The organism is Planococcus sp. A6 (assembly GCF_028823615.1).
Classification (GTDB): Bacteria; Bacillota; Bacilli; order Bacillales_A; family Planococcaceae; genus Planococcus.
Genome location: NZ_JAPEHT010000119.1, coordinates 1 through 10,006, shown reverse-complemented (window position 1 = coordinate 10,006; position 10,006 = coordinate 1). Strand labels below are relative to the sequence as shown.

The following is a 10,006-nucleotide window of genomic DNA, read 5'->3' as shown; positions in this document are numbered from 1 at the left end:
GCTTTTTTTTTAGCGATTTGTAAATGCCGGAGATTCCGCTGCTCCACGGTTTCTCAAACGGGCAGCCACACCTGAAACGATGATAGCGGCCAAAGCCGGCACTAGCCAGCCGAGCCCGTCGCCGTAAAGCGGCAGGACCTCAGCATAAAAGTCGATGATGCTTTGAAGCCAAGCCGGATTTTCAATGCCGAGCGAGCCTGTCAAAGTTTTCAATCCGTCGACGATCGCGATGAAGAACGTCACGCCGATAGCCGATACGTAGACGAGGCGGCTGTGGTTGAAAAGCGGCGACATAAACGCCAGCATGATCAGGACGATTGCGAGTGGATACAAGAACATCAATACCGGAATGGAATACGTGATGATATTCGAAAGTCCAGCGTTCGTTACCACTAACGAAAAGATGGTGAAGATAAAGACATACGTGCGGTAGCTGATGCCAGGTGTCAGCTTATGGAAAAATTCTGAAGTGGCGACAGTCAAGCCGACTGCTGTTGTAAGACATGCCAAGATAATGATCACGGCCAATAGCATAGCGCCGAATGTGCCGAAATAATGTTCAGAAGCCCCGCTCAGAACCGGCCCGCCGGTTTCCAAAAGGCCCAGCTGAGAAGTGCTGGTCGCGCCAAGGAAAGCGATTCCCGTGTAAACGACAGCCAACAATGCAGCTGCCACGGCACCGCTGAGAAGCGTGGCCTTCAGCAAGCCTTTAGATGACGTGACGCCCATTTTCTGGACCGCTGAAATAACGATAATCCCGAACACGAGCGAAGCGAGCGCATCCATCGTGTTGTATCCTTCCGTAAAGCCGGTCAAAAAGGCGCCGCTTGCGTACCCGTCTTGTGCAGGGCCAGCCTCGCCCATCGGAGAGACGAACGCCGCGACTAGCAAAACACCAAGGACGATCAAGATGGCCGGAGCCAGGAATTTACCGATGCTGTCGACCATTTGCGTCGGATTCAACGACAACAATAAAGAAACCACATAAAAAATGAGCGAGAAGACAATCAAACCGATCGTAATCGATCCGTCTCCGATAAATGGCACGATGCCCACTTCATAGGAAACGGCTGCTGTCCGCGGCAATGCGAAAAACGGCCCAATCGTCAAATAAAGCGCGGCCGTGAACAATAAGCCGTATACCGGATGCACGCGGCTTGAGAGATCCTGCAAGTCCCGGCTTTTTGAAAAGCCGATCGCCAAGATGCCGAGAAGCGGCAAGCCGACCCCTGTCGTCAAGAAACCAGCCATTGCCACCCATACATTTTCACCGGCGTATTGTCCGAGCTGTGCCGGGAAGATCAAATTCCCTGCCCCGAAAAACAATGCGAAAAGCATTGTCCCAATGATAAGATAAGCCTTCATCGATAATTTGCTGTCCATACTTACTAACTCCCTTACTTTTTGAATATTCATTCTTCTTTATCCCGAAATACTATTAACGAATAATTGTATGCGATATATTGCATAAGGTAATACTACAACATCCTCTACAAAATGCAAGTGTTAAATACTTGTTTTCGGAAAATTTCATTATTCACTTGAAACCTTGTTATATAGAGCTTTCGTGCTATAACATTTTCTTCCTTTCCTTACAGTTATTCCGTCTCAATTCCCGAAGCTATGGGCTCGCATTTCCAGTCGATTGCTGTAAAATATCTACATATATGAAGACGTCCATCGTTTTCCAAAACTGACCGGAAGGCGGAGATGCCCAATGAAGATCGTACGCATCATTTTGCAATTGCTTGTCCTGTACGGCTTTTTGCTGATCGGCGAAGCCATTCAAGCTTTGCTCCAGTTGCCGATGCCCGGCAGCATCATCGGCTTTTTGCTATTGTTCAGCGCTTTATTGCTGAAAATCTATCCATTGGAATGGATAGACGCAGGCGCACGGTCGGTCGTTGACTATGGCCCCTTATTTTCCGGCAAAGGCGTGTTGCTGCTGCCGATTGTGATCATCAGTACGCTCATCACGATGGCGGCTGCCGGCTTTGCAAGCCAGTACATTGCGAATCGAAGCGCAGCGCAAAAGGAGGAATCGTAATCATGGCATTCACTCCCGCAGCCATTGTGTTCTCGGTCCTGACCGTAGCGACTTACGTTATCGCCAATTTCGTGTACTTGCGCTTTCGTAAAACGCCCTTGAATCCCGTCATTACCGCGACGGTAGCGCTCGTAGCTATTTTGATCCTGTTCGACGTCCCTTATGAAACCTATATGGAAGGCGGCGACTGGGTCGCAGCCTTTCTCGGTCCCGCTGTCGTCGCGCTTGCCGTCCCGCTCTATAAGCATCGTGAATTGCTCCAGAAAAACCTGGTCCCGATCGCTGCCGGGATTGTCGCCGGCGTCATCGCAGGCCTCGTCAGCGGCACGCTCTTTACGCGTTGGCTCGGTTTTACGGAAGAATTGATCTTGACGGTCTTGCCGAAATCATTGACAACGCCTGTCGCCATGCAAGTCGCGACCACAATCGGCGGCATCCCATCGCTGGCCGCTGTATTCGTCATGGTCGCCGGCTTCACAGGCATCCTGCTTGGGCCGTATTTGCTGCAGTTATTGAACATCGATTCCTCGATCGGTCGAGGCATCGGCCTCGGCGCTTCTGCCCATGGGCTTGGCACAGCAAAAGCGTTCGAATACGGGCCGGAAGATGCCTCGATGAGTTCTGTAGCAATGACCTTGGCTGCCGTTCTTGGCGCCTTGCTCAGCCCACTCGCTGCCTGGCTGCTGCTTTAGCCTGCTTTCAGGATCAACTGAATTCACTCAATACAAAAATCCCCAGCGCATCATCGCGCTGGGGATTTTTAAATTTATTCACTAAAGCTTCACTGCCTCCAGCACCCCTGAAATCAAGTCTTCAAATCACGCCGTCGGAAACCGTATGCCCCTGCCACAGACAGGAGAACAGCGATTGCAATCATCAGCGCGAGCACGCCGTAATTGACCTCATCCAGTGGAATTGCTGGAATATGCCCGTAAGGCGTCAGCTTTTCCACCCAATCCGGAAGCTGCAGCAGCTCGCCCAGATAAACAACGAAAAACGATAGACCTAAGTAGAGCCAGATGACACTCGCAAAACTCGGCAAAAAGCCGATGAACACGAGCGCCAAACCGATCATGATCAACACTGCTGGCAAATACACAAACGAAGCGCCGATATACGTCCCCAGCGGCAAGTCTTCATCGAGCACGGCATTGCCTGCGAGGCCGAGCCCGCTACCGGTCAAGAACAGCATCGTAATCGCCGTCAATGCGGCAAGCAGCCAATAGCTGAACGCCACGCGCCAGCGGGAAACCGAGCGGCCGATGACGTGTTCCATGCGCCCATTCTTTTCTTCCGTCTTCACTTTCAGCATCACCATGATTGCCGGGATCGAGGCGAGAATCGCCATGACCGAAGACAGCACCGGTATGAACAGCTCGATCAAGCTAAAGCCTTCCTGCTCGACGATCAATTGCTGGAACAAATCGATGCCTTCAAAAAAGCGTTCGATTTCACCGAGCACCGACCCATACGAAATGCCCAGGATGAACAAAGCGACTGCCCAGGCAATCAACCCGGTACGCTGAAGCCGCCACGCCAAGCCGAACGGCCCGCGAAGCGTCGCCGGGGCTTGCGTACGGCCAGCACGCGTCGGCAAAAAGCCGGAGTCGTGATCACGGATGCTGTTCAGATACAGCGCTAATAGGGACAACGCCACCGCCAAACCGACCGACAGCATCACCGGCCACCAGAGGTTTTCGACAAACGGCTTGGCGCGCAGGATCCAGCCGAGCGGCGAAGTGAGGGACAAGGCCTCGCTCATGACGTCGCCAATCGCACGGATCATGTAAAACACCAGCAAAGCGGCGATCGACAAGCCCGTCGTCGCGCGGGCATTTTGTGTAAGCTGTGCAAACACGGCTGTCAAAGCCGCGAAGAACAAGCCCGTCGCACCGAGCGCTGCCCCAAACAAGAGCGAACCGTGAAGGTCAACGCTCTCGACTTGCAGCGCTGCCATTGAAACACCGGTCAATACCGCAAGCAGTGTATTGACAATTGTCAGCACCAGCAGCACCGCCGTTAAACTGGACAACTGCCCGACCGGCAGCGCACGGACAAGCTCAAGCCGCCCTTCCTCCTCGTCGCCGCGCGTATGGCGGCTGACCAGCAGGATATTCATCAAGGCGACAATCGCCGCGGTCATGACCAGCATTTCATGAGCCGTCATGGCGCCGGTCGTATAATCCGCCCCGCCGTAATTGGGCCCGACCATCGCGACCATGGCCGGGTTTTCCATCGTTTCCGCAATGGCTTGCCGCTCGATATCGTCTCCGTATAAATTGTCGAAGACGAGGACAATCCCTGCCGATACAAAAACAAACGACAAAATCCAGATCGGCAACCGGACGCGGTCGCGCCGCAGGATGAAACGCATCAAACTCCATGTATGGTCAAAAAGCTGGCTCATCACACGCCACCTCCCGCTCCTGTCTCCGTTTCCTCGTAATGGCGGATGAACAAATCTTCCAGCGTTGGCGGCCGGCTTTCCATCCGCTTGATGCCAAATGCGCTTAAATGACGGACCACTGCATCGAGTTCATCGGCGTCCACTTGGAACGACCAGCCGCCGTCGAACACCTGCACACGATGCACGCCCCGAAGTTCCGCCAAATCCGGTATCGGCTTGTCGGTTTCAATGAACATTAGCGATCCGGTCAAATGGCGCATTTCCTTCAGTGTCCCGGTTTCGATGATGCGCCCTTTGCGGATGATCGCTACCCGGTCGCATAGCTTTTCCACTTCCGACAGGATATGGCTCGACAACAGGATGCTCTTGCCTTGTGCTTTCGCCTCGTGAACGTATTCGGAAAACACGCGCTCCATAAGCGGATCGAGTCCTGAAGTCGGCTCATCGAAGATATAAAGATCCGCATCTGTGGAAAAGGCGGCGATCAGCGCTACTTTTTGGCGATTCCCTTTTGAATAGGTCCGGCATTTCTTGCCCGGGTCGAGCCCGAAACGGCTAATCAGTTCATCGCGCCGGGCCTTGTCGTAGCCGCCGCGCAACCTTCCAAACAAATCGATTACTTCGCCGCCGGTCAAGTTCGGCCATAAATTGACGTCACCCGGCACATACGCCACCCGTTTATGGATATCGACCGCATCTTTCCAAACATCTTTTCCGAAAATCTCAGCGCTGCCCTCGGATGCTTTCAAAATGCCGAGCAAGACGCGCAAGGTCGTGGACTTCCCTGCCCCGTTCGGCCCGATAAAGCCGAAAACTTCCCCTTCTTTCACTTCGATGTCGACACCATCCAGCGCTTTGAAATCCCCGAAGGTTTTACTGAGCCCTTGTGTTTTGACGACCGTCATCGCGATTCCTCCTCCGTTTCGTAAAAGCTTTTTTTCAAAATGGCCAAATAAGCATAGAATTCTTCCCAATACGGCGCGAAATCAATCTCGGCAAGTTTTTGCCCTGTCAACCTGGCGAGCAGCTCCTGCTGGTAGCCGTCGATCGACCAACGGATCAAATGGAACACTTTCTCCGGATCGGCATCTTTGCGGAAGCGGCTTTGGTCGATGCCTTCATACATAAGCTGATAGCCGGATTGCTTCAATTCCTCTATTTTCGCTGCCAGCTCTTTTGGCAAATGCGTTTCGCCTTCTTGCAAAAAAACAGCCGAAAACTTGAACACTTCTTCGTTTTCCGCTTGGGCTTCCATTTTCAGGCGGGCCAGCTGCGTGAGCCGTTCGATCAAATCCGGCTCCCCTGCATCCACTCGATCCAAATACCGGCTCTGGATGAATTCAAGGCTATACTTCACCAAATACTCATACAGCTCCTGCTTGCTGGTGAAATAATAAAACAGCATTCCTTTGCCGATCCCTGCCGCTTTAACGATGCGGTTGGTCGACGCCTTCTTGTAGCCATGCACCGCAAATTCCTCGAGCGCTGCCTGGCGGATGGTGTGTTGCTTGCTTTCTTCCAAACTTTCAAATCGAGCAATGATGATGTCCACCTCCTCTTATCCCACGCAATTAGACCACCCTGGTCGACTTAAATATACACCCTTCGACCACCCTGGTCAAATTAAATAATCAGACAATTGAAACTTCATTTTCAAGAGCATTCCCGCTTTCCTGAAAGCGCTTGTCGTGCTATGTTTTACATAAGTATGACAAGACAGGAGGAGCTTCTTTTGAATAAAATCATGACACCTAAGTTTTCTGTCGCCGCACTCACTGCAGCCGCAGCACTTACCTTGTCCGCATGCGGCAGTGACAGCGAAGAAACCGCTGACACTGCAAGTGCTTGGGACGAGATCCAAGAACAAGGCACATTGACCGTTGCGACATCCGGTACCCTTTACCCGACTTCGTACCGCGAGGAAGGCACCGATGAATTGACCGGCTTTGAAGTCGAAGTGGTTCGTGAAATGGCTGAACGCCTCGAACTCGAAGTGGAATTCTCTGAAATGGGCTTTGACGAGATGATGACATCCGTCCAGACCGGCCAAGTTGATATCGCAGCGAACGATATCGAGATCAACGAAGACCGCAAGGAGAAATTCGTGTTCTCCACGCCGTTCAAATATTCATACGGTACTGCCATCGTCCGCGAAGGCGATCTTTCCGGCATCGAGACGCTCGAAGATCTCGAAGGTAAAAAAGCAGCCGGCGCTTCAACATCCGTCTATATGGAGACAGCCCGTTCTTACGGCGCTGAAGAAGTGACGTATGACAACGCGACGAATGAAACCTATTTACGTGACGTGGCAATCGGCCGCACTGATGTCATCCTCAACGATTATTATTTGCAGACGCTCGCCATCGAAGCATTCCCAGAACTCGACATCGTCATCCATCCGACGATCAAATACCGTCCTTCTGAAGGCGGCATGGTCATGAACAAAGGCAACGATGAACTGGTCGAAAACGTCAACAACACGATTGATGAAATGCTTGAAGACGGCACCATCGCTGAAATTTCCGCTGAGTTCTTTGACGGAGCCGATGTGACGCAACCGATCGAAATTGAAGAATAAGCTTTAGGGTTTTTATAAAATGCTATTATTTGAATAGCATTCTCTACCTCCATTTCGAAAGCGCTTCCTTTTTCTATTTCCACAATCCTCCTGTTCGCTGGGCCAAATTATTGATTCCATTCACCGATTTCCGCCAATTAATGTTAAATCCATTTAATAAACTCCGACTATACTCCACTTTCATTCACTAGTGAAAAGCATTATACTGTTAAAGTATTTAGAATAATCTGCAGATGAGGTGAACTTTTTTGGAATTCACATTTTCCCCGCTCAGCGAACAGGCGTTGGTCATCGAAACCGGCACCATTATCAACAAAGAATCGGAACAAGCCGTGCGCAAACTGTCCTCGCTTCTGGAAAAGCAAGCACCGGATTGGCTGATCGAAGTCATCCCGGCGTTCACGACCGTGACAGTGTTCTACGATCCGTGCCGACTCAAACAAGCGGAAGCCGAACAGGAATTGCGGCTCTTGATCGCAAAATTGGATGAGGTCGAAGCACCCACACCGCGTCAAATCGAAATCCCGGTTTGCTATGGCGGTGATTTCGGCCCTGATCTCAGCTTTGTCGCGGAGCATAACGGCCTCACCGAAGAAGAAGTCATCGAAATTCATACGTCGGGCATATACAGCGTGCACATGATCGGCTTCGCCCCAGGGTTTCCGTTCATCGGCGGCATGTCCGAAAAAATTGCCGCCCCGCGCAGAAAATCGCCGCGTTTGCGCATCCCGGAACGTACCGTCGGGATCGCCGGCATGCAAACCGGCGTTTACCCGATCGAAACACCGGGCGGCTGGCAGTTGATCGGCCGGACGCCGCTGCGCCTGTTCGTTCCGGAACAAGACATTCCGAGCTTGCTGCGCGCAGGCGATGAAATCCGCTTCACGCAGATCGATGAAGCCGAATATCGCGAACAGGAGGCGAAGTTAGATGCTGAACATTCGTAAAAGCGGACTGCAGACCGCGGTCCAGGACCTCGGCCGAACAGGTTTCCAGCGCTACGGCGTCATCGCAAGCGGCGTCATGGACCCGTTTGCCCACCGCATCGCCAATTTGCTCGCGGGCAACGCGGAAACGTCCCCGACCTTGGAAATTGCCTTATCCGGGCCGGTCATCGAGTTCGAAGCCGACCATTTCATTGCCATTTGCGGAGGCGACCTATCCCCTTCACTCGACGGCGAGCCACTAGCCATGTGGCGTGGCCATTTCGTCCAAAAAGGCAGCGTCTTGTCGTTCGGCGAACCGAAACGCGGCGCACGCAGTTATTTGGCGGTAGCCGGCAGTTTTGACGTTCCGCCCGTCATGGATAGCTACTCGACCTATTTACGGGCAGGCATAGGCGGCTTTCAAGGGCGCGCGCTGAAAAATGGCGACAGTTTAAAGACGCTCCCCATTTCGCCTGCACGCTTGAATGCCTTGAAAAACCAAAACGCCCAAACGCCGGATTGGCTTATCCCCCCTGCCCGCTACCATGAACAGCCAATCGTCCGGATGATGCCAGGCCGGCAATACGCGCTCTTTAATGAAACGAGCCGCTTGCGCATATTCGAGGAAACCTTTACCGTCTCTGCCAATTCGGACCGGATGGGCTATCGTCTGGAAGGCCCTGAGCTGGCGCTCGAAAAGCAGGAAGAATTGATTTCGGAAGCGGTCGCGTTTGGCTCCGTTCAAGTGCCGGCAGACGGAAATCCAATTGTCTTGCTCGCCGACCGTCAGACGACCGGCGGCTACCCGAAGATCGGCCAAGTCGCATCGGTCGACTTGCCGCTGATCAGCCAATTGAAACCCGGCGAATCGCTCAAGTTCCGCCACATATCCGCGGATGATGCACAACAGCTTTATATCGAGCAGGAACAGCAGATCCGCCAATTGAAAATTGCTATCCAAATGAAACGGGAGGAATGGACATGAACCACAAAGTAGATTTGAACTGTGACATGGGCGAAAGCTTCGGCACGTATACACTCGGCAACGACCGGGTGATCCTCGACTACGTCACCTCCGCCAATATCGCTTGCGGCTTTCACGCAGGTGACCCGGCCACAATGCGCGAAACCGTTAAACTCGCACTCGAGAAAAATGTCGGCATCGGCGCCCACCCTGGACTTCAGGACCTCGCCGGCTTCGGGCGACGCCATATGGCCGTCACGCCGCAGGAAATATACGATCTTATCATCTACCAAATCGGCGCGCTCTATGGATTTGTGAAAGCTGAGGGCGGCAAATTGCAGCACGTCAAAGCGCACGGCGCCATGTACAATATGGCAGCGGGTGATGCAAAACTGTCCGAGGCGATCGCAGAAGCGGTCTATAAAATCGATCCGGAACTGGTTTTGTTTGGCCTGTCGGGCAGCGAGATCATCAAAGCCGGCAACCGGATCGGCTTGCGCACAGCGAATGAAGTATTCTCTGACCGGACTTACCAGCCGGATGGAACACTCACGCCGCGCAGCCAGTCCAATGCGCTTATCACCGATCCGGACGCTGCGATCCAGCAAGTCATCCGCATGGTCACAGAAAATAAAGTCATCAACACAGAAGGCACCGAAACCGCCCTGAAGGCAGAAACGATCTGCATTCATGGCGACGGCAAGACCGCGAAAGAGTTCGCGCTGCATATTTCCAGTTCCTTGAAAGAGGCGGGAATCGATATCCAACATATCCAGAAAATCGTCTAACACCGCCTAAGGAGGAACTTCCATGAACAATGTCAAAAAGATGAAAAACACCAACCGCAGCGTGCTTCTCGGCGCTGCCTTCCTGATGGCGACTTCTGCTATCGGGCCGGGGTTCTTGACCCAAACGACCGTTTTCACTGAAACCTTATTGGCTTCATTCGGTTTTGTCATCCTCATTTCCATCATCATCGATATCGGTGCGCAAACGAATATCTGGCGCATCATCGCCATTTCAGGCAAACGTGCACAAGACATTGCCAATGATGTGCTGCCAGGCCTTGGCTACGTGCTGGCGT

General features: G+C 52.7%; 10 protein-coding genes and 1 pseudogene. 7 read left to right on the top strand and 4 right to left on the bottom strand.

The genetic code is table 11. The features are described 5' to 3' along the window. Window positions 1–9 precede the first annotated feature (9 nt). Complete coding sequence (brnQ, locus tag ON064_RS14755) at window positions 10–1,383, bottom strand: branched-chain amino acid transport system II carrier protein (RefSeq protein WP_274625367.1); 1,374 nt, start codon at window positions 1,381–1,383, stop codon at window positions 10–12. Window positions 1,384–1,717: 334 nt separating this feature from the next. On the opposite strand from brnQ, the gene ON064_RS14750 reads away from it, so the two are divergent. Then, window positions 1,718–2,047, top strand: coding sequence for a CidA/LrgA family protein (locus tag ON064_RS14750; protein WP_274625366.1), 330 nt, complete (start codon window positions 1,718–1,720; stop codon window positions 2,045–2,047). Window positions 2,048–2,049: 2 nt separating this feature from the next. Next, window positions 2,050–2,739 carry an LrgB family protein gene (locus tag ON064_RS14745; protein ID WP_274625365.1) on the top strand — a complete coding sequence of 230 codons (690 nt, stop codon included), beginning with the start codon at window positions 2,050–2,052 and terminating at the stop codon, window positions 2,737–2,739. Window positions 2,740–2,852: 113 nt separating this feature from the next. On the opposite strand, the gene ON064_RS14740 is transcribed toward ON064_RS14745, so the two are convergent. The 3 genes from ON064_RS14740 to ON064_RS14730 are packed head-to-tail and all read right to left on the bottom strand — an operon-like array spanning window position 2,853 to window position 6,006. Next, the gene (locus ON064_RS14740; protein ID WP_274625364.1) at window positions 2,853–4,454 is read right to left on the bottom strand and encodes an ABC transporter permease; all 1,602 of its coding nucleotides are present in this window, start codon (window positions 4,452–4,454) and stop codon (window positions 2,853–2,855) included. After that, window positions 4,454–5,359, bottom strand: a complete 906-nt coding sequence (locus ON064_RS14735) for an ABC transporter ATP-binding protein (protein ID WP_274625363.1) — start codon at window positions 5,357–5,359, stop codon at window positions 4,454–4,456. Before ON064_RS14735 ends, ON064_RS14740 begins: the two co-directional genes overlap by 1 nt. Further along, window positions 5,356–6,006: a TetR/AcrR family transcriptional regulator gene (locus ON064_RS14730; RefSeq protein ID WP_274625362.1), complete on the bottom strand. Its 651-nt coding sequence runs from the start codon at window positions 6,004–6,006 to the stop codon at window positions 5,356–5,358. Before ON064_RS14730 ends, ON064_RS14735 begins: the two co-directional genes overlap by 4 nt. Window positions 6,007–6,186: 180 nt before the next feature. Here ON064_RS14730 and ON064_RS14725 point away from each other — a divergent pair, with 180 nt between their 5' ends. The 5 genes and pseudogenes from ON064_RS14725 to ON064_RS14705 form a co-directional block, all read left to right on the top strand. Next, on the top strand, window positions 6,187–7,032 hold the full coding sequence (locus ON064_RS14725) for a transporter substrate-binding domain-containing protein (protein ID WP_407951622.1): 846 nt from the start codon (window positions 6,187–6,189) through the stop codon (window positions 7,030–7,032). 248 nt (window positions 7,033–7,280) lie between these two features. Continuing rightward, a complete protein-coding gene (gene pxpB, locus ON064_RS14720; protein ID WP_274625361.1) occupies window positions 7,281–7,979 on the top strand; it encodes a 5-oxoprolinase subunit PxpB in 699 nt (232 codons plus the stop codon). Further along, on the top strand, window positions 7,963–8,943 hold the full coding sequence (locus tag ON064_RS14715) for a 5-oxoprolinase subunit C family protein (RefSeq protein ID WP_274625360.1): 981 nt from the start codon (window positions 7,963–7,965) through the stop codon (window positions 8,941–8,943). The genes pxpB and ON064_RS14715 overlap by 17 nt, the downstream gene beginning before the upstream one ends. After that, window positions 8,940–9,710: a LamB/YcsF family protein gene (locus ON064_RS14710; RefSeq protein ID WP_274625359.1), complete on the top strand. Its 771-nt coding sequence runs from the start codon at window positions 8,940–8,942 to the stop codon at window positions 9,708–9,710. The genes ON064_RS14715 and ON064_RS14710 overlap by 4 nt, the downstream gene beginning before the upstream one ends. 22 nt (window positions 9,711–9,732) lie before the next feature. Further along, a pseudogene (locus tag ON064_RS14705) lies at window positions 9,733–10,006 on the top strand (hypothetical protein); the annotation flags it as partial.

What these genes read in the sequence shown, in the direction of transcription:
- brnQ (WP_274625367.1), bottom strand. Translation starts at nt 1,383, where the DNA reads ATGGACAGCAAATTATCGATGAAGGCTTATCTTATCATTGGGACAATG.
- ON064_RS14750 (WP_274625366.1), top strand. Translation starts at nt 1,718, where the DNA reads ATGAAGATCGTACGCATCATTTTGCAATTGCTTGTCCTGTACGGCTTT.
- ON064_RS14740 (WP_274625364.1), bottom strand. Translation starts at nt 4,454, where the DNA reads ATGAGCCAGCTTTTTGACCATACATGGAGTTTGATGCGTTTCATCCTG.
- ON064_RS14710 (WP_274625359.1), top strand. Translation starts at nt 8,940, where the DNA reads ATGAACCACAAAGTAGATTTGAACTGTGACATGGGCGAAAGCTTCGGC.
- ON064_RS14735 (WP_274625363.1), bottom strand. Translation starts at nt 5,359, where the DNA reads ATGACGGTCGTCAAAACACAAGGGCTCAGTAAAACCTTCGGGGATTTC.
- ON064_RS14745 (WP_274625365.1), top strand. Translation starts at nt 2,050, where the DNA reads ATGGCATTCACTCCCGCAGCCATTGTGTTCTCGGTCCTGACCGTAGCG.
- ON064_RS14715 (WP_274625360.1), top strand. Translation starts at nt 7,963, where the DNA reads ATGCTGAACATTCGTAAAAGCGGACTGCAGACCGCGGTCCAGGACCTC.